At 67.3% G+C, this 24,216-nt stretch carries 21 protein-coding genes and 1 tRNA gene; 5 read left to right on the forward strand and 17 right to left on the reverse strand.

What is annotated here, in order from left to right; all coding sequences use genetic code 11:
- Positions 1-306 precede the first annotated feature (306 nt).
- From GO986_RS20060 to GO986_RS20080, 5 genes are all read right to left on the reverse strand, one after another.
- The gene (locus tag GO986_RS20060) at positions 307-729 is read right to left on the reverse strand and encodes a hypothetical protein (protein ID WP_157461301.1); all 423 of its coding nucleotides are present in this window, start codon (positions 727-729) and stop codon (positions 307-309) included.
- 155 nt (positions 730-884) lie between these two features.
- Positions 885-2,978: an elongation factor G gene (fusA, locus tag GO986_RS20065; protein ID WP_157461302.1), complete on the reverse strand. Its 2,094-nt coding sequence runs from the start codon at positions 2,976-2,978 to the stop codon at positions 885-887.
- A 273-nt stretch (positions 2,979-3,251) separates the two neighbouring features.
- Complete coding sequence (gene rpsG, locus GO986_RS20070; RefSeq protein WP_157461303.1) at positions 3,252-3,722, reverse strand: 30S ribosomal protein S7; 471 nt, start codon at positions 3,720-3,722, stop codon at positions 3,252-3,254.
- A 132-nt stretch (positions 3,723-3,854) separates the two neighbouring features.
- Positions 3,855-4,259 (reverse strand): 30S ribosomal protein S12, encoded by a 405-nt coding sequence (gene rpsL / locus GO986_RS20075; protein ID WP_055363465.1) that lies wholly within the window; start codon positions 4,257-4,259, stop codon positions 3,855-3,857.
- Positions 4,260-4,536: 277 nt separating this feature from the next.
- The gene (locus tag GO986_RS20080) at positions 4,537-6,231 is read right to left on the reverse strand and encodes a thiol-activated cytolysin family protein (protein WP_157461304.1); all 1,695 of its coding nucleotides are present in this window, start codon (positions 6,229-6,231) and stop codon (positions 4,537-4,539) included.
- 243 nt (positions 6,232-6,474) lie between these two features.
- On the opposite strand from GO986_RS20080, the gene GO986_RS20085 reads away from it, so the two are divergent.
- Positions 6,475-6,564: transfer RNA gene (locus GO986_RS20085), tRNA-Ser, on the forward strand.
- Positions 6,565-6,700: 136 nt separating this feature from the next.
- Here GO986_RS20085 and GO986_RS20090 read toward each other — a convergent pair.
- Complete coding sequence (locus GO986_RS20090; RefSeq protein ID WP_157461305.1) at positions 6,701-7,153, reverse strand: hypothetical protein; 453 nt, start codon at positions 7,151-7,153, stop codon at positions 6,701-6,703.
- A gap of 318 nt (positions 7,154-7,471) precedes the next feature.
- Between GO986_RS20090 and hflX the strand changes: the two genes are divergently transcribed.
- Both hflX and GO986_RS20100 read left to right on the forward strand, forming a co-directional pair.
- Positions 7,472-9,181, forward strand: a complete 1,710-nt coding sequence (gene hflX / locus GO986_RS20095; protein ID WP_369409495.1) for a GTPase HflX — start codon at positions 7,472-7,474, stop codon at positions 9,179-9,181.
- Positions 9,182-9,279: 98 nt separating this feature from the next.
- A complete protein-coding gene (locus GO986_RS20100) occupies positions 9,280-10,203 on the forward strand; it encodes an endonuclease/exonuclease/phosphatase family protein (protein WP_157461306.1) in 924 nt (307 codons plus the stop codon).
- Between the two features lie 83 nt (positions 10,204-10,286).
- On the opposite strand, the gene GO986_RS20105 is transcribed toward GO986_RS20100, so the two are convergent.
- Together GO986_RS20105 and GO986_RS20110 are read right to left on the reverse strand one after the other, a co-directional pair.
- Positions 10,287-10,853: a P-loop NTPase family protein gene (locus GO986_RS20105; protein WP_157461307.1), complete on the reverse strand. Its 567-nt coding sequence runs from the start codon at positions 10,851-10,853 to the stop codon at positions 10,287-10,289.
- Positions 10,854-10,916: 63 nt separating this feature from the next.
- Positions 10,917-12,041 carry a PQQ-dependent sugar dehydrogenase gene (locus GO986_RS20110; RefSeq protein WP_157461308.1) on the reverse strand — a complete coding sequence of 375 codons (1,125 nt, stop codon included), beginning with the start codon at positions 12,039-12,041 and terminating at the stop codon, positions 10,917-10,919.
- A 131-nt stretch (positions 12,042-12,172) separates the two neighbouring features.
- Here GO986_RS20110 and GO986_RS20115 point away from each other — a divergent pair, with 131 nt between their 5' ends.
- Complete coding sequence (locus tag GO986_RS20115; RefSeq protein ID WP_157461309.1) at positions 12,173-12,379, forward strand: hypothetical protein; 207 nt, start codon at positions 12,173-12,175, stop codon at positions 12,377-12,379.
- Positions 12,380-12,514: 135 nt separating this feature from the next.
- Here the strand turns inward: GO986_RS20115 and GO986_RS20120 are convergent, their stop codons facing one another.
- The 4 genes from GO986_RS20120 to GO986_RS20135 all read right to left on the reverse strand — a co-directional run bounded on the left by GO986_RS20120 (position 12,515) and on the right by GO986_RS20135 (position 16,379).
- Positions 12,515-13,177 carry a M48 family metallopeptidase gene (locus GO986_RS20120; protein ID WP_157461310.1) on the reverse strand — a complete coding sequence of 221 codons (663 nt, stop codon included), beginning with the start codon at positions 13,175-13,177 and terminating at the stop codon, positions 12,515-12,517.
- Positions 13,178-13,338: 161 nt separating this feature from the next.
- A complete protein-coding gene (gene ypfJ, locus GO986_RS20125) occupies positions 13,339-14,193 on the reverse strand; it encodes a KPN_02809 family neutral zinc metallopeptidase (protein WP_157461311.1) in 855 nt (284 codons plus the stop codon).
- Between the two features lie 180 nt (positions 14,194-14,373).
- Complete coding sequence (locus GO986_RS20130) at positions 14,374-14,829, reverse strand: hypothetical protein (RefSeq protein WP_157461312.1); 456 nt, start codon at positions 14,827-14,829, stop codon at positions 14,374-14,376.
- 554 nt (positions 14,830-15,383) lie between these two features.
- Positions 15,384-16,379 (reverse strand): ribose-phosphate diphosphokinase, encoded by a 996-nt coding sequence (locus tag GO986_RS20135; RefSeq protein ID WP_157461313.1) that lies wholly within the window; start codon positions 16,377-16,379, stop codon positions 15,384-15,386.
- A gap of 200 nt (positions 16,380-16,579) precedes the next feature.
- Between GO986_RS20135 and GO986_RS20140 the strand changes: the two genes are divergently transcribed.
- Positions 16,580-18,010, forward strand: coding sequence for a phytoene desaturase family protein (locus tag GO986_RS20140; RefSeq protein ID WP_369409496.1), 1,431 nt, complete (start codon positions 16,580-16,582; stop codon positions 18,008-18,010).
- 65 nt (positions 18,011-18,075) lie between these two features.
- On the opposite strand, the gene GO986_RS20145 is transcribed toward GO986_RS20140, so the two are convergent.
- From GO986_RS20145 to GO986_RS20165, 5 genes are all read right to left on the reverse strand, one after another.
- Complete coding sequence (locus tag GO986_RS20145) at positions 18,076-18,399, reverse strand: hypothetical protein (RefSeq protein WP_157461314.1); 324 nt, start codon at positions 18,397-18,399, stop codon at positions 18,076-18,078.
- 249 nt (positions 18,400-18,648) lie between these two features.
- On the reverse strand, positions 18,649-19,773 hold the full coding sequence (gene dnaJ, locus GO986_RS20150; RefSeq protein ID WP_157461315.1) for a molecular chaperone DnaJ: 1,125 nt from the start codon (positions 19,771-19,773) through the stop codon (positions 18,649-18,651).
- A gap of 149 nt (positions 19,774-19,922) precedes the next feature.
- On the reverse strand, positions 19,923-20,699 hold the full coding sequence (locus GO986_RS20155) for a response regulator transcription factor (protein ID WP_157461316.1): 777 nt from the start codon (positions 20,697-20,699) through the stop codon (positions 19,923-19,925).
- On the reverse strand, positions 20,696-21,463 hold the full coding sequence (locus GO986_RS20160) for a DUF4388 domain-containing protein (protein WP_157461317.1): 768 nt from the start codon (positions 21,461-21,463) through the stop codon (positions 20,696-20,698). The genes GO986_RS20155 and GO986_RS20160 overlap by 4 nt, the downstream gene beginning before the upstream one ends.
- The gene (locus GO986_RS20165) at positions 21,460-24,144 is read right to left on the reverse strand and encodes a hybrid sensor histidine kinase/response regulator (RefSeq protein ID WP_157461318.1); all 2,685 of its coding nucleotides are present in this window, start codon (positions 24,142-24,144) and stop codon (positions 21,460-21,462) included. Before GO986_RS20165 ends, GO986_RS20160 begins: the two co-directional genes overlap by 4 nt.
- Between the last annotated feature and the right edge of the window lie 72 nt (positions 24,145-24,216).

A 24,216-nucleotide genomic window follows, 5' to 3' on the forward strand; every position in this document is an offset into this window, starting at 1 on the left:
TCTTTACTCCCTCCAAGCGGTGGACAGCACGCAAAAGTGCCCTTTGCTCGGGCATCCCCCCGCGCATACCGCAGGGTTCTGGGGGCACGCGTGCGCCCACATTGGGTTGAATCTCGCCAGGGCAGTGTCCCGCCGTGCTGGCACGCTACGCCGCGTTTCCGCTCGCCGCCGTCGCAAGGCCGTTCAGCCCCCGCCGGCTGAGCCGTGACTCCACGGCGTACCGAAGAGTTAGGGTACATGATTTGGCCTGGCCTGACAAGGGGCGGCCTGGCCCAGTGGTCAGACCGCCCCGTGCGAACGCAGCGTCTAGTTCTTGGTGTACGCCACAACTTCGCGGTCAAAGGCGCCCACCAGCATCACCAGGCCCAGCAGGGTGCCCAGCGGAAAGATCAGCAGACTGACCACGCCGATCAGGAGGCTGGACACCCGGCCCCAGGCCCGGCCTTCAAGAACGGCGCGCCGGGTGAAATACAGCAGCAGAATCTCCAGACTGGTCAGGGCAAACGACAGCCACAGCACCGTGGGGATCAGGGCCGGAGGCAGCACTTCGGTGGGCAGGCCCAGTTGCGCCTGAATCTGGGGCAGCATCTCCTGAATCCGCGGGCCGAGAAAAGGCAGTGTCAGGAGGGAAAAGGCGGCATACAGCAGCGAAATCAGCAGCGGCACCGTCAGGAAGCTCAGGCGCTTAGGCACCGGACCAGGCGTGGGAGCAGAAGCAGGGGCAGTCATGTGAGCAGAGTAGCGCGAGCTCAACAGGAGCCGCCCGCCACTCCAGACACTGCAACTGTCTGACACAAGCTTGAGCGCCCCCTTGCCTACATAGCTGGAACAGCCATCAAAAAGAGCGCCTCCGAGGAGGCGCTCCTTTCTAGCCTAAGCGGCGTTTACTTCTTCATCAGTTGCTGGGCGATGTTGTTCGGCACCTGGCTGTAGTGGTCAAAGAACATGGAGTAGCTGGCGCGGCCCTGGGTCATGGAGCGCATGTCGGTGGCGTAGCCGAACATCTCGCTCAGGGGCACGAAGGCCTTCACGATCTGCGCGTTGCCACGGGCTTCCATGCCCTGAATCTGACCACGGCGGCTGTTCAGGTCACCGATGATGTCGCCCATGAAGTCGTCGGGCACCGTAACTTCAACGCGCATCACGGGCTCCAGCAGGGCAGGAGCGCCCTTCTGGACAGCTTCTTTCAGCGCCATGCTGCCGGCGATCTTGAACGCCATTTCCGAGGAGTCCACTTCGTGGTAGCTGCCGTCGTAAATGGTGACTTTCATGTCCACCACGGGGAAGCCGAGCATGGGGCCCGACTGCATGGCTTCTTCGATGCCCTTCTGGGCAGGGCCGACGTATTCACGGGGCACGGTGCCGCCCACGATGGCGTTTTCGAACACGAAGCCGGCGCCGGGTTCCAGGGGCTCGGCCTTGATCTTCACGTGACCGAACTGACCACGGCCGCCGGACTGACGCACGAACTTACCTTCAACGTCCACCGCGCGGGTGATGGTTTCACGGAAGGCCACCTGGGGGGCGCCCACGTTCGCCTCCACCTTGTACTCGCGCTTCAGGCGGTCCACCAGGATTTCCAGGTGAAGTTCGCCCATGCCGGCAATCGTGGTCTGGCCCGACTCCTGGTCGGTTTCGACCTTGAAGGTGGGGTCTTCTTCGGCCAGCTTCTGCAGGCCCACGCCCATCTTTTCCTGGTCGGCCTTGGTCTTGGGCTCAATGGCCAGCTTGATGACAGGCTCGGGCACGTCGATGCTTTCCAGCAGAACCTTGTCGTCGCCGTCGCCAATCAGGGTGTTGCCGGTGCCGGCGTCCTTGAGGCCGATCACGGCGCCCAGCTCGCCCGCCTTGAGCTCGGTGACTTCTTCGCGGCTGTTGGCGTGCATCTTCAGCAGACGCCCCACGCGCTCGCGCTTTTCCTTGCTGGCGTTGTACACGTAGCTGCCGCTTTGCAGGGTGCCCGAGTAGATGCGCACGAAGGTCAGGCGGCCCACGTAGGGGTCAGCCATGATCTTGAACGCCAGCGCGGCCAGCTTGCCTTCGGGATCGGCGGGGAACTCGGTGGTGTCCTCGCTGTCCTCAATCTTGCCCTTGATGGCCGGGACTTCCAGGGGGCTGGGCAGGTAGTCGATGACGGCGTCCAGCAGCAGCTGCACACCCTTGTTCTTCAGGGCGCTGCCGCACAGCACGGGGAAGATGCGCTTCTCGATTGTGCCCTTGCGGATGGCGGCCACGAGCTGCTCCACGCTGGGCTCCTCGCCTTCGAGGTACATCATCATCAGGTCTTCGTCGACTTCGGCGGCGGCTTCGATCAGCTGCTGGCGCATCTCGGCGACCTTGCCCGCGAACTGCTCGGGGATATCGCTCTCGACGATGTCCGTGCCCAGGTCGTTGGTGTACGTATGGGCGCGCTGACGCACGATGTCGATGATGCCCTTAAAGTCGCTTTCCTCGCCCATCGGGTACTGCACGGGCGCAGGAATGGCGCCGAGGCGCTCGCGGATGTCGTTCAGCACCAGTTCAAAGCTGGCGCCGGTCTTGTCCATCTTGTTCGAGAACGCGATGCGGGGCACGCCGTAACGGTCGGCCTGGCGCCACACGGTCTCGGACTGGGGCTCCACGCCCTGGCTGGAGTCGAACACGGCCACAGCGCCGTCCAGCACACGCATGGAGCGCTCCACTTCAATGGTGAAGTCCACGTGACCAGGGGTGTCGATGATGTTGACGACATATTCCTGGTCCGTGCCGCTACGCTTCCACTTAGCGGTGGTGGCGGCGGCGGTGATGGTGATACCGCGCTCGCGCTCCTGCTCCATCCAGTCCATGGTGGCGGCGCCGTCGTGCACTTCGCCGATGTTGTGGGTGCGCCCGGTGTAATACAGGATGCGCTCGGTGGTGGTGGTCTTGCCGGCATCAATGTGCGCGGCAATCCCGATGTTCCGGAAGTGGGTCAGATAGCTCTGGGCTTTGGTGGTCATAAGACTCCCTGATTCTGTCGGGTGACGTGTCTCGTCACCGTCAGTTCGGCACCCTGTTGAGGGGTTGGGGCAGCGGGCTTCCTCGCCTCACGCGAGATGGACGGTAGGGGGCGCCTACCGTCCGGGGGAGTGGGCTGCCGGGCTGTCCCTGGGCAGCTTGTGCTCTGTTACGCGGCCAGTGGAAAAGCGCCACTGGCCGCTTCACGCCGCACAAGCTGCTTGCTGTTCCCACTCGCTCCGCTCGGATTTTGGGGCCTTGCCCCAAAATCGGAATTACCAGCGGTAGTGCGCGTAGGCGCGGTTGGCTTCCGCCATGCGCTCCACGTCGTCTTTCTTCTTGATGGCGCCGCCACGGCCCTGCGCGGCGTCCATGATTTCGCCGGCCAGACGCTCGACGGCGGTGCGCTCGGGGCGGCCGTCCACGGCGCTGATCATCCAGCGCAGGGTCAGGCTCTGCTTGCGGCGCTCGGTGGGCTCGACGGGCACCTGGTAGGTGCTGCCGCCCACGCGGCGGCTACGCACTTCCACGCGGGGCTTAATATTGTCGTAAGCCTGCTTGAAGATCTTCAGGGACTCCTGGCCGGTGCGCTCCTGAACGACTTTCATGGCTCCGTAGAAAATGCGGCTGGCGAGGTTCTTCTTGCCATCACGCATGATGCGGTTAATCATCGCGCTGACCAGCACGTCCTGGTAAACCAGGTCCGGCTGAACAACACGCACTTCGGCTTGGCGGCGACGTGCCATGGTTGACTCCCTTGAGGCTCAGCCCGGACCGTTCCGGGCGAGCGCGCGCACTTCAGGCGCGAATAACGTGCTTCATTGGCATCACCCCTTGGGGTGAAGGCGGGCTGGGCCGGCAGGGCGGCCCTAGGCGCCTTACTTCTTCTTCGCGCCCGCAGCGGCAGCGCCGGCCTTGGGCTTCTTGGTGCCGTACTTGGACCGGCTCTTGTTGCGGTCCTTCACGCCCTGGGTGTCCAGGCTGCCGCGCACGATGTGGTAGCGCACACCGGGGAGGTCCTTGACACGGCCGCCGCGAATCAGCACCACGCTGTGCTCCTGCAGGTTGTGGCCTTCACCGGGGATGTAGGCGGTGACTTCAAAGGCGCTGCTCAGGCGAACGCGGGCAATCTTGCGCAGCGCCGAGTTAGGCTTCTTGGGGGTGGTGGTCTTGACGACCGTGCAGACGCCGCGGCGGAAGGGGCTGCCCTTCAGGGCCGGGACCTTGCTCTTCTTCTGGATCGTCTTGCGACCCTTACGGAGCAGTTGCTGGGTGGTAGGCAGGGAAAATCACTCCTATGCTTGCAGATGCGGGTGGGAGGGCGAACGCCGCCCACGCGGACGGGGCGGCCAAGGGTTGACGAAACGGAACTCTGAGGTGATCGCGCACCCGCTCTTTTGGGGGTGGCCTGCCGAAACACGGACTGGTGCAACCCTGGAACCCAGAGCAGTGTTCAACCTTCCCAGCATACGCCTGCGGCCCCAAGCCGTGCAAGAGGGAGCGTGGGCCGTCAAAACCCCCGCCAGGACGGCGGGGGAAGAGATGGCGTCCGCTTTTGCTTTAGCGGCCTGTCACGCCGGTTGAGCCCACGACCGTCATCCCCTGCAAGTCACCAGAGTGGCAGGTGCTGCAGCTGTCCTCGCTGACCAGGCGCTCGCTGCCGTTGACCAGCAGGGCCACGCGGGTATCGCGGCGGGACGTGCCAAAAAAGCCATAGGAATTGACGGTGCTGCGGATGCGCAGCCGGTTCAGGTCACTGGCCATCAGGTTGGACACGTCGTAGTACTGGTCCGAGCCGTCCTGAGACTGCTGCACAATCGTCGTGTTGTTGCCGCTGGAATTGGTCAGGTAAACCTCGGTGTCGCCCTTGCGGTTGCTGACACGCAGCTCGATCTTGGGCCCCAGTCGGCAGGTGCGCTTCAGGAACTTGGACGTGGTCTGGTAGATGGCGTTGCGGTTGTCCCAGCGCTTGAGGGTAAAGCCGATGGGCTTCAGGGTGGTCAGCGGGAAATCGGTCATCTTGAAGTAGTCGCGCCAGGCGTCGCCGCTGAAGAGGGCCACCTGCGCGGCGTAAGGGCCGCCCATGGCCAGCACGTTCAGGCTGCTGTTTTTGACGAGCTCCTTCTGCTCGGTGCTCAGGCTGCCCGACTGCTCGCTGTACTTGACTTCCAGGGCGGCGGCCAGGGCACTGGCCGAACGGTGGGTGTCGTAGCGCAGGACCATTAAGCGGCCGTACTGCACCTTGTTGATGTAAGTGGGCAGATTGCTGGAGGACAGTTGCCCTATGGACTGCAGGTACGAGAGGTCGCCGGTGGTCAGGCTGTTGTTGAACAGCATGTTGGCGGGCGTGCCGTTCTCGGTGACGCCAACATTGGCCAGGGTCTGCACGAAGACCACGTAGACGCTGCTCTTCTCAACGCTGGAACTGGAATCCATAGAGCCGGTTACGCCCACCCCGTGAAACTTGAGGTTCAGCTTGAGCTTGTGGCTGAGTTCGCGCAGGCTTGAGGCCTCCTGCACCTTCAGGAACACGTTGCTGGGCTGCCCCAGCGACGACGCGCCGCTGAACATATTGCCGATGGCGCCCAGCACCCCGGCCGAATCCGGCGTCACGTTGGGCGTGCTGGTAAAGCGGGTGTCGCTTTCGATGGTCAGGGGCACCCGCTTGTTCGTAGGAACGCTGATGGTGGCCATAGTCGAGGCACCGCCGTACAGGCTCTCGCCCTGAATCAGAGCGCCCGGCCAGATGGTCGTGGGCGGCTCTTCCATCAGGACATGCCCACTGGCTGGGTCGTTGACATAGTCCACCAGCACGCTGGAGCACAGGTCGTAGGGGTCGGCGCTGGGCGGCGGCAGGGTCTGCTGCCAAACGCTGGGCGCGCCCACAAACAGCCCGTCAATCTGCGCCTGGGTGTCCGGCAGCACCTGGGCGCGGAAAGCCGCTGGCGCCTGCAGGTAGGGATTGGCGGCTTCCAACAGCGATACGCCGTACTGGGCCGCGCGGTTTTCCAGCTCGCTCCAGGGCCGCACCTGCGGGTCGGAGGAGGTGGGTTCCCCCGGATCTCCCGGCTCGCCGGGGTCGCCAGGTGTGCAGGGGTCAGGCACACGCTGGGCATTCAGACCAGCGCTTTCGGTCACGGGGCACTCTGGAAAGCGCTGGCTGTCCAGCCGCTCAGGTGCGGGCGCCTGACCACAGGCCCCCAGAGCCAGCATGAGCGAAGTGACGAGCAGCACACGGGAAGCGGGGTGCGACATGATGAACTCCTTGGAAGGACAAAGAAGAAAGAGGGCAGGGGCGTCTCGCCTGGATTCAGAGGTGCTGAATCTCTCTGGCGTGGGGTGAGTGTGCGCCCGCGCTCAGGAACGCCCAGGGAAACGCGGCGGGATTCCCTGCGCGTTCCCGCCTCTGGCCCCAAGTCACAGCTCAGCCCCTTTGCTGGTCGCTGGCACGCCGCCAGAGGCTGTGCTACACTCCGCTCTGCCCGTTCTTTCCCGTGCGGAGAGGTGCCAGAGTGGTTGAATGGGTCGGTCTCGAAAACCGAAGTAGTCGCAAGGCTACCGTGGGTTCGAATCCCACCCTCTTCGCCAAAGCCAAGCCCCCAGGTCAACGCCTGGGGGTTTTGCGTTCAGGGTCACCGCGCCCTTGGGCGGGATGGAGGGGAAACACACCCCTCGGGGCCACGGCCACAGCGGTTCGTAATGTGCGCTTGTAGGCCAATCTGCTTCAGCGCGACGAAACACCGTTGTGATCTGCGTTCAGGACGCCCAGCACTGCCGCTTCCCGCGCCGCCAGCACCACCGCGCCGTGGGCCTCCCGCAGGGCCTCGGGTGGCAGGGGCAGATACAGCGCGTCGTACAGGGCCTGCCCAGCGCGGGCCAGCGCCACCAGTTCGGCGCGCCAGGCGGCCGCGTCGGTGGGCGTCCAGGTGGCCGGGTCGTTCTGGTCTTCCAGGAGGGCGTGGGGGTCACTCAGGCGCGCGGCGGTCAGCTCCAGGTGGTGCCGCAGCGCCAGCACCCGCCGGGCCAGGGCAGGCCGGGCCTGCACCGCGCCAAAAGTGAGGGTGTGGACAGTGTGCAGCAGCCCACGCTCACCGGGTGCACTGAACAGGCCAGTCAGGCCGTCCGGGCCATACAGCACTTCTCGCAGGGTGTCGCGCAGCAGGTCGGGGGCAGCCATCGTGATGCACGGTACGCCACACAGCGGATGCCGGTTCCGCCGCTCCTGTCCTACCCTGAGGGCACGATGATCCTGAAGATCAAGATTTTCCTGTAATCGCACACGTTTGGCAGCGGCCCTCACAGTAAAATGAGGCCAATGCCGAACCCCTGTGCCGACCCCGGCCCCGCGAACCTTGTTCGGCTGGCCTGCGGTTGGCCCAGGCGCGACCCTCTGGGCTCTGAGCATCCGCTCGCCCCTCTTCACCTTCTCTGTCTGCCTGCGGCATACGGCCTGCAGCCGGGCGTCCTTTTAAGGAAGTGAACGACCATAGATAAAGTGCATGGCAATACCTCTGGCCTGCGTCCCGCACAACTCAAAACCCTGGGCAACCTCTACCGCCGCCGCATCGAGCCGGGCCGCGTGGGGTCGCCGGAGCTGGCGCGCAACCTCGCCGAGCTTTCGCACGACCTGCGCCGCGAGGTCGGTGTGCTGATTGACCGCCGGGGCCGCGTGATTTCTGTGAGTGTTGCGGACGCCCGCGCCACCGAATTTCCCGAGGTCCGGCTGGGCGAGACCCGCCTGGCGGGCTTTCACCTGCTGCACACCCACCCGCGCGGCGGCGCCCTGAGCAAGAGTGACCTCTCGACCCTGTTCCTGAAGCGCCTGGACGCGGTGAGCGCCATTGAGGTGCGGCAAGAAGGCCAACCGGGCCTGGTGCATACCGCGCACCTGACGCCGCCCGGTACGGTAGGCGAGGAAGAAGACTGGCGCATCTTGCCGCCTGTGCCCGCGTTCCAGATTGACGAGTTTGACCTGGGCGCCCAGGTCAGCGCCCTGGAAGAAGAGATTGCCCGCGCGGCCCGCACTCGTGAGGCCAAGAAAGACCGGGAGCGCGCCATTCTGGTGCAGATTGACCAGGGCGAATTTGACGCCGAAGAGCGCCTGGACGAACTGAGCGAGCTGGCCCGCACCGCCGGGGCTGAGGTCGTGCACCGGGAACTGGTGTACCGCCGCCACCTGAAAGCCGGCACGCTGGTCGGGGCCGGGAAGCTCGAAGAGCTGACCAGCAAGGCGTATCACCTGGACGCCGACCTGCTGATTTTCGGGCAGGAGCTGGGGGCCGCCCAGGCGCGCGAGATTGAGGCCGCCACTGGCCTGAAAATCATTGACCGCACGCAGCTGATTCTGGACATCTTCGCGCTGCACGCGCAGGGCGTGGAGTCGCGCCTTCAGGTCGAACTGGCGCAGCTGCGCTACATGAAGCCGCGTCTGCTGGGGGCCGGCGCCGCCCTCTCCCGCATTGGGGGCGGGGGGGGCAGCGCCGGGGGCGGGGCCATTGGCACGCGCGGCCCCGGTGAAACCAAATTGGAGCTGGACCGCCGCCGCATCAACGACCGCCTGAGCCTTCTGGAAAAGCAGCTGGAAGGTGTCTCGCAGCGGCGCGAAGAACGGCGCAAGCAGCGTGCCCGCAACGACGTGCCCGTGATTTCGATTGTGGGCTACACCAACGCGGGCAAGTCCACCTTGCTGAACGCCTTTACCCACGCGGCCGAAGAACCCCGCCGGGTACTGGCCGAGAACAAGCTGTTTGCCACCCTGCGCCCGACCAGCCGCCAGGGCTACCTGGAGGGCATTGGGCCGGTGGTGCTGACCGACACCGTGGGCTTTATCCGCGACCTGCCCAAAGACCTGACGCGCGCGTTCCGCTCTACCCTGGAAGAAATTGGCGACGCCGACGTCCTGCTGCACGTGGTGGACGCCGCCAGCCCCGGCGCCGACACCCGGCTGGACGCCGTGAACCGCATTCTGGAGGAGCTGGGCTTCCGCGACCTGCCCACGGTGGTCGCCCTGAACAAGGCCGACGCCGCCGACCCTGAGGCCCTGACCCGTGAGGTCGAGCGCACAGAGGGGATTCCGGTCAGTGCCCTGAGAAACCTCGGCCTGAGTGAGCTGAAAGACGCCCTGAGCGACGCGGTGGCACAGGTGCAGCGTCAGCACCTGGCCGCCCAGGAAGAGGCGAGGCTGCTGGCCGCGCAGTACCGCTAGGCAGGACCACGCCGCACAAGTCAGCAATCATAGGGACAGCCGGCGCGCTGTCCCTTTTGTTGGATGCCTCCGCCGCGCAACTCTGCCAGAGTCGGCGGATGCTGGCCTGGGTGTATCTGATTCTGGTGGTGCTGGTCTGGGGGCTGGGGGAAGCTCTGGGAGAACGGACGGTCCCCACACTGCTGCTGGCGTACGCGCCGCCGGTGGTCTGGGCGCTGCCCGCGCCTCTGGTGATCGGCTGGGCACTCTGGCGCCGACGAGGCCGCCGGGCGGCTCTGGCGGCCACGGTTCTGGCGCTGTGGGGCGCGGGCCTGCTGCACTGGTCGCCTCAGCAGAGCGGGGCCCTGCGCGTGGTGACCTACAACGTGCTGCGCGGTGACCGCGTGAGTCCAGGGCAGCTGGGCCAGGCGCTGCGGAGCCTGAACGCCGACGTGATTCTGCTACAGGAGAGCAATTTTGGCGGAGCTGACTTTCGGGCAGCCCTGGAACAGGCACTGCCCGGCTACCACGCCGAACACGCCGCCGAGGTCAGCACCTTGACGCGGCTGCCTATCCTGGCCGCCCAGCGCCTGCCGCTGCCTGGCAACCGGCGCGAGGTCCTGGTCACCCGCCTGCGCTGGCAGGGGCAGCCGCTGACAGTAGTCAATGCCCATCTGGGCACAGTACAGGTGGTGGACGCCCTGGCGGGAGACTGGGCCTATTTGCAGCGCACGCGCAACAACCGTGAAGCCCAGGTGGCGCGGCTGGAGGCGCTGGCCGCGCAGACGGAGGGGCGCGTGTTGCTGGGCGGCGACCTGAATACGCCGCCGCGTGGCCGGGTGTGGCGGCGGCTGCGGGTGGCCTACGGTCCCGACGCCCACGACCTCGCCGGACGCGGCCCTGGCTGGAGCTTTCCAGCGCTGCGGGTCCGCATTGACCACCTGCTGACCGACGACCTGACCCCCACCACCAGCCGGGTGCTGCCCTGGACCTTCAGCGACCACCGGCCCCTGCTGGCGGAGTTTGCAGGGCCACCCCGCTGACAGCGGCTGCCCGTTGCATTAACTGGCCACTAACGCCCCTCCACCTTTGCCACGGTCTCTGACGGACACTCACTGTGTTCGCCTCAGCGTGGTTGAGGGGTATGATCCTCAATCACGCTGAGGTCCGCTGTAGGTGGGCGCTGCGCGGCCAGCCACGCCTGGGCCTGCGCCGGGGTTCTGAGCCGCACCAGGGTCAGGTGGGGAAACTGGGCCACCAGCGCCGGGGTTTCGCGGCGCCGGCGCCAGTGGGTACGGAAAAACCAGCGCACCGGTCCCTCGGCACTGACCGCGCCGCGCAGATGCTCGCGGTTGCCGTTCCAGAGTTCCTGCTGGGTCAGCACCCGCCGCGCCGTGCGGGTCAGCGCCCGCCAGAACACCACGGGCCCCGGATAATCCAACCAGACCAGCGTGTCGGCCCGCGCCCAGCCCAGGTCGCGGGCTTTGGCGTAGTTGCCGTCCATGACCCAGGCGTCCTGCGCCGTAAAAGTGGCCACCTGCGCACGAAACTGGGCCAGCAGGGCTTCCTGCCACCCCGCCTGATGGTTCCAGGCGTCATGCTCGCCGTGAGGTACCCCCAGCCGCCCAGCCAGGGCGCGCGCCAGGGTGGTCTTGCCGCTGCCAGTGGTGCCAATCACGAGAACGCGCTGCATCCTGCCCAGAAGATCAGACCAGGGGCTGACCGCGCATCCGCCAGTCAGCCCATGCCGGCGCTTTTAAGGCCGCGCGGTCAGCTTCAGAATCCGTCCGCTGCTGTATTCGGCGACGTACATCTCGCCGCGCTCGTCTTCACCGAAGGTGCTGGGGCCGCTGACCTTGCCCAGTGTGGCCTTAGTCCAACTCTGGCCCGTGGTGGGCGCCGCCCAGACCGTGCCCGAGGCGAAGTCGGCAAACACGTACTGACCCTTGAGCGCCGGGACTACGCTGCCCCGGTAGACGTACCCGCCCGTGATGCTCTGGCCTTCCTGGCGGCCGTACACCAGCACCGGCTCGGTGTAGGGGCCGGCCTTGCAGTTGGCTTCGTAGCACTGCCGGCCCTCGCGCACGCGCCAGCCGTAATTCTCGCCGCCTTTGCTGGCGCGCGGCTGCCGGTCCACTTCCTCAAAGGCGTTCTGGCCCACGTCGGCAATCACCAGGTCGCCAGTTTGCCGGTCAAAGGAAAAGCGCCACGGGTTGCGCAGGCCATATGCCCAGATGTTGGCGTTGGCGCCGCTGCGGCCTGCAAAGGGATTGCCGGGCGCGGGCTTGGCGTCGGCGCCGCGCACATCAAAGCGCAGAATCTTGCCGAGCGGCGACGCGAGGTTCTGGGCATTGTTCTGTGGATCACCGCCCGAGCCGCCGTCCCCCAGACCCAGATACAGAAAACCGTCTGGCCCGAAAGCCAACTGGCCGCCGTTGTGGTTGGCGTAGGGCTGCTTGGCGGTAAAGAGGGTCTTGGCACTGGCGGGGTCGGCGCGGGTGCCGCCCGCCGCGGCTGTGTAGCGCGCCAGCACAGTGTTGCCGTTCCGGTCGGTGTAATGCACGTACAGACGCCGGTTGGTCTTGTAGGCAGGGTCAAAGGCCAGCCCCAGCAGCCCGCGCTCGCCGCCCGCCCGGGTCAGGGCCCGCAAATCCAGAAAGGTGCCGCTCTGGACCTGGCTGCCCTGAACCACCCGGATGCGCCCGTCCTGCTGCGCCACGTACAGCCGCCCCGAGCCGTCACCTGCATGCGTAATAGCCGTGACCTGCTCTAAGCCACTGACAAAGGGCGAGAAGGCCACGCTGGGGGCCTGGGCCGCAGCAGGACCAGACAGCGCGGCAGCCAGCAGGGCCGCAGACAGGGCAGACAGAGGGCGCACCATGCCCCAGTGTGCCGCGTGCCGGGGCGGCCTCTCACTTACGCGGCGTGAAGAGACCTTTACAGGTTTGGCACGCAGCACAGGGCAAAGCCGCCGGACACTAAGACCCTCAACTCTTTTCAGGAGGTTTTCCTATGACTGGTCCCTACGACCGACCCCCCTCCCCCGCCACCGAACCCACCGACACGCCCGCGCCCATGCCCGAGCAGATGCCGGGCCGCAGCGACACCGGCCCCATCAGCGACCCGCCGGCCAACCCGGACCTGCCTGGCATGCCCGAGCCAGATCCCACCCAGAACCCAGATACCCCTGGGCTCCCGGAGCCGATGCCTGCGATGTAACCCTGGGCGACCAGCCCCCGACTGTTTGTACGGCCAGCTCTGAGAGGGCTGGCCGCTGTGCTGTGCCGTCTTACCAAGTTTTCAAGTCGCAACACAGGACTTCCTACTGCGCCTTGTCCCGCAGGCTGACACCCGCTACAGGGTGTGGCCCTGTTCGCGCAGCCATGTCCTCTGGCGCGACCAGTCCGGCATGATGCGGGCCACATTCGCCCAGTAGCGCGCGGAATGATTCAGTTCCAGCAGATGCGCGGCCTCGTGGAGAGCGACGTAGTGAAAAACTTCCAGCGGCGCGCGGCTGAGTTTCCAGTGCAGGCGAATATCGCCCCTGGCAGTGCAGCTGCCCCAGCGTGACCGCGCGGTACTCACCGTCACGCGGCCGAGCCGCCCCTGGGCGTCCAGTTGACCTGCATACGCCTCGACCAGTGCGCGGTAAGGCCCAGCGCAGGCTGCACGAGTCCAGCGTTCCAGGGCGGCCTCGGGCTGGTCGAGAGGCAGAAAGAGGGTCTCTCCCACCCGCCGCGCTGGCCCGGCCCCTTCCAGGCGTACAGTCAGGAACTGACCCAAAAAAGGCAATGGCTGACCATCTTGCAGCGCAGCCTGGGCTGGGAGGCGGGCCGCATAGGCCGCCAGATGTCTGGTCACCCAGTCACGTCGCGTCTCCAGAATGATTTCCAGTTGCGCCACTGGCACCCGCACGGGGGCATAGAGAGTCACAGTTCCAGGCGCCACCTGAAGAGCCACTGTCCGCCGCCGCGCACTGCGCTTGATCGTGACAGGCACGCCCGCAACTTCCCACATGCCTACAGAAGACTGCAAAAGAAGGGCGGGCGCGTGAGACCTGCCCACGTGCCCGCCTGCTGCTGACTTCCAGTCTTACCCTGGAGCCAGGAACGCCTCAAGGTTCCGTTGGCGCCTCTGGCCTGCGCAAACACTCTCTCGCTTCGCCCTGGGGTCCACCCTCAGAGTTGGTTGTAATTGACGTTGAACGTGTCGCACTTGTTGGGGTCGCCGCTGTTCAGGCCCGTCATGAACCACTTCACCCGCTGCTGGCTGGACCCGTGGGTAAAGGCGTCCGGCACCACGTAGCCCTGCGACTGACGCTGAAGGTTGTCGTCGCCAATCGCTTCGGCGGTGCGCACCGCCTCCTGCACGTCTGTCTGGGTAATCTTGGTGTCTTCGCGGGTGCGGTTGCCCCAGACCCCAGCAAAGCAGTCTGCCTGGAGTTCCAGGCGCACGCCGTAGCTGTTGGCCTCGGCCTCGGTGGTGGCGCTGCGCTGACGGCGCTCGACCTGATCGGCAATCCCCAATTCGTTCTGAACGTGGTGCCCGACCTCGTGGGCCAGCACGTAGGCATACGCAAAGTTGCCGCCGCCGCCCAGCCGCTGCTGCATGGTGTTAAAGAAGCTGGTGTCCAGATAGACGTTGTTGTCTACGGGGCAGTAAAACGGCCCCACAGCGCTGTTGGCCTGTCCACAGCCGCTGCGGGTGCCCCGCGTGTACAGCACCAGGGTGGGCTCGGTGTAGGTGCGGCCAGCCTGCTTAAAGATGCTACTCCAGACGACATCGGTGCTGCCCAGCACCTCTTTGGTGAACTGAAATTCCTCGTCGTTGGCACCCGGGGCGCCCTGCGATTGGGCTGGGGCGCTCTCTTGATCGCCGCCCAGAACGGCGCCGGGATCAATCCCAAAAAACATGGCAATCAGGGCAATAATCAGGCCGCCAATCCCACCGACAGCAATGCCGCCGCCAGGCAGGCCACCGGCGCCCCGGCGGTCTTCGACATTGCCAGTGCCAGGAAGGTTTTTCCAGTCCATACAGTCTCTCCTTGACAGGTCGGGCTGGCCCTACGGGCGCCTCCTGGTCTCGAAGGTCATTGTAGGAACCCCTGCAAAGGGGCCGTCTGACGACGCCTTTAGGCTTTGCAGGGAAGTTTTGAAGAAATCAGCGGGGCTTTCTTAACGCGGCAGCGGCGGAGGTCTCTGAACATCCAGGCCTCAGGCCGAGCGGCGCAGTAGCAGCACACCCACGGCTAGGCCCAGCAGAGTTCCCACCAGCAGCCCCCCCGGCAGGCCGAACGACGCCTGCGCTTTTGGCACGTTGGGCAGCACCGCCGCCAGGAGCCGGTCCAGCCCCAGCCCAGCCAGCACCACCAGGAGCATCAGGGCCATGCCCAGCCCCCAGGCCGTCAGTTCACGTGCTGGGGAAGCGCCGCCGGCCGTTAGAGCGCGCGGCACGGCCATCAGCCCAGCAGCTGCCAGCCCCACCCCCACGTAGACCAGCCCAAACCCCCGGCTGAAGCTGTCGCCAGCCAGCGTCATCACCAGCGCCACCACCGCGGCCCCCGCACCCAGACCCGCCAGCCCCAGGGCCAGCGGTCCGCGCACCAGCATGACCCCCAGCGCCAGGCCTAACCCCGCGCCTCCACCCAACAGCCACCCAAGCCAAGCCATACCCCATTGATAACAGGTTGGCAGGGCGCTGCGCGTCAACCGAACGAGGCACCCGTGAAATACAGCGCGGCGGGATGTCCAGTAGCGGAGGCCACGACCTACAGGCTCTCGCCGCGCCCGATGTTCTCCGTCGGCTCATCACTCTGTTCTCTCTGGGCCAGAGACGGCTGCCGGGCGTCACAGAGCGCCGTCAGTTCCTCACCAGTCAGGCAGCGCGTCCCTCAGTCCTCCGTTTCTTCTGGCAAGCCAGGCACATCCAGAATGGTCCGGGTGCCTTCCCGTTGCCCCTGCTGGTGTGAGGCCCCAATGCATGCGACTTGGCAGTGATGGGAAAGCGGGGAAACATGACGGGCGACTATCGGCCCGCCTCGAATGCTCTGGCTTTAACACGCTCCAGGACAGCGGCGTCACCGTCTTCATAAGGCTCGGCGTCAAATCAAAAATGACCACCCATGATATCAATCAGGTTCACAGGCCAACATGTGCCGCAAAGCCCTGCTGGCAGGCAAAGAGGCAGAGCCGATCTGGCCCTGCCTCCTTTCGCTGCGCGCGTCTCAGGTAAACAGCGTGCTGACGCTGGCGCCAGTGTGGATGTTGGTAATCGCGTCGGCAAACAGCGGGGCCACGTCCAGCACCGCCAGTCGGCCATTGGAGCCGTCCAGCTTGCTCTGGGGCACCAGCACCGTGTTCGTGCTGGCCACCTGGGTTACGTCCAGGGCCGCGATGCGCTGAATGGCCGGGCCGGTGTAGACGCCGTGGGTGACCGCCACGTACACGTCCTTGGCGCCCATGCTGCGCGCGATATTGACGGTTTCCACCAGGCTGCCGGCCGTGCTGATCTCATCGTCCACGATAAACACGGTCTTGCCTTCCACATCTCCGATCAGGGCGCGGGGGCGCACTTCGGTGTCAGACAGGCGCTCTTTGTCAATCATGGCCAGCCCAGAATCCAGGCGGCGGGCGATCTGCGAGGCGCGCTTGATGCTCCCGGCGTCGGGGGCCAGCACCACGCCGGTGTGGGCGTCGGGCACTGACCTCTTGAAGTGGTCTGCCAGCACCACATCGGCCGACAGGTGGTCCACCGGCACCTTGAAAAACCCGTGCACCTGCGGGGCGTGCAGGGTCATGGTCAGGATGCGGTCGGCGCCGGCTTCCTGCAAGAGGTCAGCAATCAGGCGCCCGGCAATCGAGATGCGCGGGCTGTCTTTCTTGTCACTGCGGGCATACGAGTAATACGGAATTACAGCCGTGACGCGCCCGGCGCTGGCACTCTTGGCCGCGTCGATCATCAGCATCAGTTCCATGATGGAGTCGCTGACGGGCGTGGAAAAGGTCTGCACGATAAACACGTCGCCTTCGCGCAGCGATTCCTCGTAGTGCACGATGATGTTGTCGTTGGAAAACTTCTCGGTGGTGCTGTGGCCCAGCGGCACCCCCAGGTGGTCGCAGATGGCCTGGGCCAGGGGACGGTTACTCTGCCCGGCAAACACCAGCAGGGGCGAGCGGCGGCTGTTGAGCAGGGTGGACGGAGCGCGGTGGGGGACGGACAAGGGGAAATCCTCCAGAGAGAGGGGCGAAGAGAAAGGCTGCGGACGTGCGCGGCGCAGGAGGCCGGAAACCGCTCAGCAGCATACCCGGCGCACCGCCGGGGTGTCACCGCGCGCGGGCGTGCCCCGCCTGGGAACAGCGGGCGCGGCGTCTGCCTGACAGGGACGGCCCCGCCGCACCGGGGCCAGGGTAGGCTGAGCCCGTGAAACTGGACGCGGTGGTGGTGGGCGCAGGCCCCAACGGGCTCTCGGCGGCCGTGACCCTGGCCCGCGCGGGCCTGCGGGTGCAGGTGCTGGAAACGCATCATCAGGTAGGAGGCGGCCTCCAGAGCCGCGCCCTGACGCAGCCCGGATTTATCCACGACTACGGCTCTGCGATTCATCCGCTGGCAGCGGCCAGTCCGGCCTTTCGCACCTGGCCGCTGCACGCCTACGGCCTGCGCTGGGTACAGCCCCCAGTGCCCGCCGCGCATCCACTGGGGGCCGGCGCTGTGCTGCTGCACCGTGACCTGGACGCCACGGCGGCTGGCCTGGGGCGTGACGGCCCGGCCTGGAAGCGTCTGCTGGAACCGCTGCTGCACGACTGGGAAGGGCTACTGGACGACATCCTGCGGCCCTTGCCCCGCGTGCCGCGCCGGCCCCTGACCCTGGCCCGCTTTGGCCTGCGCGCCCTGCCCAGCGCCGACCTGCTGGGCCGCGCCCTGTTCCGCACCCCCGAGGCCCGCGCGCTGTGGGCAGGGCTGGCGGCCCACACCGCCCTGCCCCTGACGACCCCCGGCACCGCCGCGCAGACGCTGGTGTTGGCGCTGCTGGCCCACGCGGTCGGCTGGCCTTTTCCGGCAGGAGGGGCACAGCGGCTGGCCGACGCCCTGCACGCTTACCTGACCTGGCTGGGCGGTGAGGTGCTAACCGGCGTGACGGTGCGCGGGCCAGCCGACCTGCCCCCAGCGCGGGTAACGCTGGTGGACAGCAGCCCCCACGTGCTGCTGGACCTGCTGGGTGAGCGGGCGCCGGCGAGGTACCGCGCGGCCCTGGCGCACTACCGCTATGGCCCCGGCCTGCAAAAGTTTGACTACGCGCTGTCCGGCCCGGTGCCCTGGCAGGACGAGCGGGTCGCCCTGGCCGCCACCGTACATCTGGGCGGCCACGCCCCTGAGATTGCCGCGGCTGAGGCCGTCACTACCCGCTGCATACCGGCGCGCCCCTATGTCCTGAGCGCCCAGCCCAGCCTCTTTGACCCCAGCCGCGCGCCCGCTGGCCACCACACCTTCTGGGCCTATACCCACGTTCCCAGCGGCAGCGCTGAGGACGCCCAGGCCCAGGTGGAGAGGCAGCTTGAGCGCTTTGCCCCCGGATTTGGGGCGCGGGTGCTGGCCCGGCACCGCACGACAGCCCGGCAACTGGAAAGCTTCAGCCCCGTTTTTCATGGAGGGGACGTGAATGGCGGCGCGGGCGACCTGTGGGGCCTGCTGGCCCGCCCAGTGCCCACGCCAACGCCCTACCGCACCCCCGTGCGCGGCGTGTACCTGTGTTCCAGCGCCACCCCACCTGGCGGCGGCATTCACGGCATGGCCGGGCATCACGCCGCCCTGGCCGCCTTAAAGGACGAATTTGGGATTCAGGAGGTGCCGTGAGGGCCCGGTGGCCATGAGAATCCCCAGGTCAGCGGTGTCTGACCTGGGGGTGACCTCACCTGCACTTAGCGCCGCGTCTTTTTCTTCTTGACCTTTTTGGTCTTGACCTTGGCGGTCTCGTTCAGGCCGACGCTGGTGATAGCCGTGGCGCGCCCGGCCACAAACGTCACGCTGGCGTAGCTGGCCGCCGAGTTCTTCCACTGGTACACCGCCTGGGTGGCGGTGCTGGACAGCTGCTCGCCAGGAGCGCCCACAATGCGCTGCACCTCAGGGAGGCTCAGGCCCGTGCGCAGGCGCTGGTATTCCCCCCTGGTAATCAGGTCTTCAGGACCGCAGGCACTTAGCGCGACCAGCGAGAGCACCAGCCCCAGCACAGGTAAACGGATCATGCGACTCCTTTGCAGCCTCAGACAGACTCCGGTTGAATCGAGCATTCTGCTCGATGAAATCCGAGCGGACTTAGAAAGCTGCGCAGTAGAGCGAGCAGGGACAAATGCGGATTTCGCTTAATTACAGCACAGCCGGACAGGCCCCGTCTGCGCTTCCATATCGCGAAATCCGCATCAGACAGATGCCATCTCTCTTCACCCGGCTCAGGCCGCTGTTACAGACCATTCAAGCCGGATGGGGCAACGGGCCTACTCGCCCCGGAAGATTTTGCCGACCTTGCCCAGAAAGCCCTCGTGTTTCTCGTTCACCTCGTCGCCCACGGCGCGCGCGTAGGCCAGCAGGGCCTCGCGGGCTTCAGGTGTCAGCTGGCCAGGCTTGGGCACCACCACGTCGTATTCCACAATCAGGTCGCCGCTGCCCGACCCTTGCAGGCGCGGCATCCCCTGACCGCGCAGGCGGTGTAGTTCGCCGTGCTGGGTGCCGGCCTTGACCTCCACCGTCTGCGGGCCGTCCAGGGTGGGCACCGTCACCTGGCCGCCCAGCGCCGCGCGGGCAAACCCGATCTTGGCCGTATGAATCAGGTGTTCCTGCTCCCGGCGCAGCTCCGGGTGGCGCTCCATCTCGATATGGACGTACAGGTCGCCGTTGCCGCCAGGCCCCTCGTTGCCCATGCCACTGACGCGAATGCGGTAGCCCTCATCAATGCCGCGCGGCAGCTTGACACTCACCGTTTCGGCTTTCAGGGTGCGGCCCCGGCCTTTACACACCGTGCAGGGGTCCTGAATGATCTGGCCCTCGCCCCGGCAGGTGGGGCAGGCCTGCTGCGTTTCCACGACGCCAAAAATGGTCCGGGCCTGGGCCCGCACGGCGCCGGCCCCGCCGCAGGTCGTGCAGGTGACAGGAGGCTTGCCGCCGGGTTCGGTCTTGCTGCCGTGGCAGTGGGTGCAACCCGTCAGGCGGTCAACATCAACCTGGATTTCTTCACCGGCGCGGGCCTGGGCCAGCGTGACGTGAGCCTCGGTTTCGAGGTCGTCGCCGCGCGCGGGGCCGCGCCGGCCCCCCCGGCCGCCTGCGGCGCCGCCAAACAGCTGCTCGAAGATGTCCATCGGGTCAAATCCGGCGCCGCCCATGCCGCCAAAGGGGTCGCCCCCCGGCATGCCAGCGCCGGGCGCGCTGCCAAAGCGGTCATAGTGCGCGCGTTTTTCAGCGTCACTCAGAACCGCGTAGGCCTCGTTGATCTGGGCAAACTTTTCGGCGGCCCCTGCCTCTTTGTTGCGGTCAGGGTGGTATTTCAGGGCCAGCTTGCGGTAGGCGGATTTAATCTCGTCGGCGCTTGCGGTTTTCGCCACGCCCAGCAGTTCGTAATAGTCCATAGGGTCGTTTCTCGCCGGGCACCTGCACGGGCGCCGGGCCTCCGGGGTTCAGGTTAACACGACCGCACTCAGGAAAAGTGGGTGGGCTGTACCTAGAGCGGGTGGGCTGTGAGGGTCTATCTCCCACAGCCCACGCTTCACCAAGTCCCTTAGTTGTGCCGGGACGCCAGCCAGCCTTCGACGGCGGCGGCGGCGCCTGCTTGCTCCAGCACCACGGCCAGTTGACCGTTGCCAGAGGCCGTCAGTAGCACCGGCTGGCGGGCATAGGTCAGCATGATGTGGCGCAGGTCGCCCTGACCCACATGGGTGCCCCCCACGTTGGCCGCCGTCACCAGAAAGCGGGCGTACATGGCAAAAGCTTCCGGCAGGGCCGCGCCGGTCTGGGCGCTGACCTGACCACCTTCGCCGTACAGCGTGGCGCCCAGTACGCCGCCCAGGCGGCCCAGGCTGTCCAGCAGGCCACCATCGGTGCCAGTCTGAACAGAGGTTGCGGGAGGCTCGGCGGCAGCGGGGGCCGCCGGGGCGCGGGCGGCGAGGGCCGCGCGCAGATGCGGCTCGATGGCCGGCAGCAACTCGGCCGGGGTAAAGGGCTTGCGCAGGACGCCACAGGCGCCGGCCCCCTGGGCGTCGCGCTGGGTCACCTCATCCACGATGCCGCTCATGAGCATGATGGGGGCACTGATCCCCCGGTCGCCCAGAATGCGGGCCAGTTCCAGGCCGCTCATGCCGGGCATCAGGATGTCGGCCAGAATCATGTCGGGCATCGGCTCCAGCGATTCCAGGGCGGCCTCGGCGCTGTCGGCCATGCGCACGGCGAAGCCCTGCGGGGCCAGGATGCGCTCCAGGGCTTTACGGACGCTGACGCTGTCGTCCACCACCAGCACAGTGGTGGGGTTGGCGGGGTCGGTGAGGTCGGACGGATTCATGAAGCCTCCAGGGCAGAAGAGTGACTGTCAGCGGCGTGGGCATGGTCGACATGCACCGCCGCTTCCATCAGCAGCCGGGCGGTGGGCAGGGTAATTTGCTTGGGATACCCGCCCAGGGCGTCCGGGGAAAGAAGGTGAAAACGGAAGTCGCCCTCGGGCCGGGCACTGAGCAGGAGCGTCGCGGCCTGGGTGGGCGCGCGCCCCGCATATTCGGCGTCAATAATCTCGCCCCGGCGCAGCACCAGGTGGGCGGGCTGCGCCCCCAGATGCACGATCAGCAGGCCCGAGAGCTGCAGTTCCTGGGCGCAGAGCAGCACGTCGGTCAGGCCCAGGTCGCTCAGGTCGCCTTCCAGGGACGCCGCTTCGGGGTCGTCCCAGGTGGGCGCGGCGGGACCCGGCATGCGGGCCAGGGCGCGGGCCAGGCCCTCGGGGGCACTGGACCCAGCCGGCACCACGACATCGAATGGCCCGCCGTAGCGGCTGGGCAGCTGCGCGCCGGCAATCAGCACGATGGTCTGGGCGCTGGCCGGGTCGTCCCGCAGAATCTCGTGCAGGTCGGCAGGGCTGAGGTCGTCCAGCAGGGGGTCAATCACCACCAGCGGGGGCCGCTCACGCTCAATCTGGGTCAGGGCGTGCAGGCCACCCGCCGCCGTGGCCGCCGTCCAGCCCGCCACCTCAATCAGGGCGGCGTGGGACAGCGCCCGTGACAGCTGCGGCGAGACCACCAGGCAGCTGGCGGGCGTGTCCAGCAGGGGGCTGGTCATGCCTGGGCTCCTGGCTGAGCGGCGCCCGGCAGCAGGGCCGTGAGGCGGCGCAGCAGCAGCCGCTCCTCGGCGGGCTTGGCCAGGTAATCGTTGGCGCCCAGTTCCAGGGCGAGCTGCTGGTGCTTCTCGCCGGCGCGGGTGGTCATCATGACCACGGGCGTCTGCGTGTGGGCCGGGCTGGCCCGCAGCGCACGCAGCAGCTCGAAGCCGTTCATGCGCGGCATTTCCAGGTCGCTGAGAACCAGGTCGGCGCCCAGGCCCGCCAGCATCTTTTCCAGGGCGTCCTGGCCGTCGTGCGCGGTGGTCACGGTAAAGCCGGCGCGTTCCAGCGTGCGGCCTACGTGGCGGCGCACGCTGAGGCTGTCGTCCACCAGCAGGATGTGGGCCTGGGCCGGCGCGGCGGCCAGGGCAGCCCGGCGCGGCTGGGCCTGCATGCGGCTGAGCCCCACCGGGTCCAGCACCGGCACCGGGTAGGCGCGGCCGTCCGCGTCGCTGAGGGTGGTCATGCCGCTCAGGTAGCCCAGGCCGCTCAGCAGGTTCCCCGCCGGGCGCAACACGATTTCTTCAAGGCTCAGGAAGTCGTCCACGATAACCTGCAGGGTACCGCCCTCCGGCAGATTCAACCGTGCCACATACCGCGACGTGCCGGCAGCCTCGCCCCAGGCGGCGCCCAGGTCCAGGCTGCCGGCCGGGGCCTGACCGGTCAGGGCGCTCATGCCCTGCAGCTGGGTCGCCAGCACCGCCACCCGCACCGAGCCCACGCGCATGACCAGCACGTCGGTAATCTGTTGCGCCACCGGCACCGAGAGGTTCACGGCGGTGCCCTGGCCAGGCTGACTGGTCAGGCGGACGCGGCCCCCCATGCGGGCAATCGCGTCGCGCACGGCGTCCATGCCCACGCCGCGCCCGGCTTCCTGCGTCACCTGCTGGGCGGTGCTGAGGCCCGGCAGAAAGACCAGCGCGGCCGTCTGCTCGTCGGTGTAGGCGGCCAGCTCGCCGGCGCTGGCGTGGCCGGCTTGCAGGGCGCGGGCGCGCAGGGCGTCAAAGTTCAGACCCTTGCCGTCGTCGCGCACCGTGACCGTCAGCTGGCCGTCGGTCACGGCCGCCGCCACCTTGATGCTCAGCCGGGCGGGCTTGCCCAGGGCGGCGCGGGCGTCTGCGCCCTCACCCCCATGAACGGCGGCGTTGGTCAGCAGGTGCAGCAGCGCCTCGCCCAGCGGCCCGGCGTGCTGGGCGTCCAGCAGGCTGTCCTCGCCCTCAATGGTCAGGGTGAGGTCGTCCCGGCGTCCGGCCCAGCGGTGCAGCGGGGCGGTCACGCGCGACAGCGGCACCAGGCGGGCGCGGCTGAGTTCCACGCGCAGCTGACGGGTCAGTTTTTCCAGCGCCGTGACCTCGTCGCCCAGCGCGCTGATGCTCTGTGCCGTCTGGGCGCGGACCTCCACCAGGTCGGCGCTCAGCTCGGTCACCGCGCGCGCCAGGATGTTCAGGTCGTCGTAGGTGTCCAGCTCCAGCGCCCCGAAGTCAGCCATGCGGTCTTGCAGCTGCCCGTCCTGGGTGGGTGCCGCCGCCGCCCCCGCGCCCATCTGCAGGTGCGGGTTTAAGTAGCGTTCCTCGAAGTCGCGCACCGTGCGCTGCACCCGCTCGTGGGCGGCGTCCAGGCTGGCGGCCACCTGCTGCTGCCGCAGGAACAGGCCGTTCAGGCGCGCGCGGGCGGCCACCAGCCCCGCCACGTCGTCCAGCATGCCGTCCAGGCGGGCGCTGTCCACGCGCACACTCAGGCGCTCGGGGGTGGCGGTGGGGGCCGCCGGTTCGGATGCCGGTGCACTGAGGGTGACTTCCTGACCCGCCAGCAGCGCCGCCACCATGCTGCGGTAGGTCTGAATCCGCTCGCTGGGGTTCTCGGCGCGGCCCTCGGCGTGGGCCAGCACCGCCTCGGCCAGATTCAGGCCGTCGTCCAGTAGCGGCAGGGCGCGCTCCAGGGTCACGGCGTCCTCGCGGGCGGCGCCTAGCAGGTCCTCGACGGCGTGGCCCACCTCGGCCAGCGTGGAGAGCCCCACCATGGCGCTGGAGCCTTTCAGGGTGTGCCCAGCACGGAACAGAGCGGCCAGGTCCGGGCTTTCGGCGTGCAGACCCGCGCGCAGCAGGCCCATCAGCTCGGCGGCTTCCGGGCCAAAGTCTTCCCAGATTTCGGCGTTGACCACCGCAAACACGTCTTCACGGGCGTCACTCTGACTGACCCGGGCTTCCAGCCGGAACGGCTGGCTGCGCAGAAAGTCGGTCACGAAGGCCGGGCCGGCAAGTTCGGCAAAGTGCAGGCCCACCTCGCCCTCGCTCTGCCCGCTCTCGACGCGGTTCAGGGCCGCGCTGAGGCTGGTGATCATGCGCTCGATGATTTCGGTCAGGGGCTGCACCGCCGCCTCACCCAGCCCGGCGCGGCCTTCCATCAGGCGCTCCATCAGGGCGGCCAGGGCCGCAGTCTGGGGGTGGCTGTACAGCGCGGCGGTGCCGTGCAGGCGGTGGCTAAGCACCCACAGGCGCTCCATGGCGCCGGGGCGGGCGTCGGGCACCCACAGGTCAACGGTGGCGTCTTCCAGGCCCGCCACGACGCTGCGGGCATCCTGCAAATACGTGGCGGTCAGGTCCGCGTCCAGGGTGACCGGGGTCTGTGGCGAGTACGTCATGGCGGTGTTCCTCTCTGGAAGTCAGGCAGGGCGAAGGAGGGAGGGGGGACAGACGGGGCGGAAGCTGGGCCG

This window comes from Deinococcus arboris (assembly GCF_009755355.1).
Taxonomy (GTDB): domain Bacteria; phylum Deinococcota; class Deinococci; order Deinococcales; family Deinococcaceae; genus Deinococcus; species Deinococcus betulae.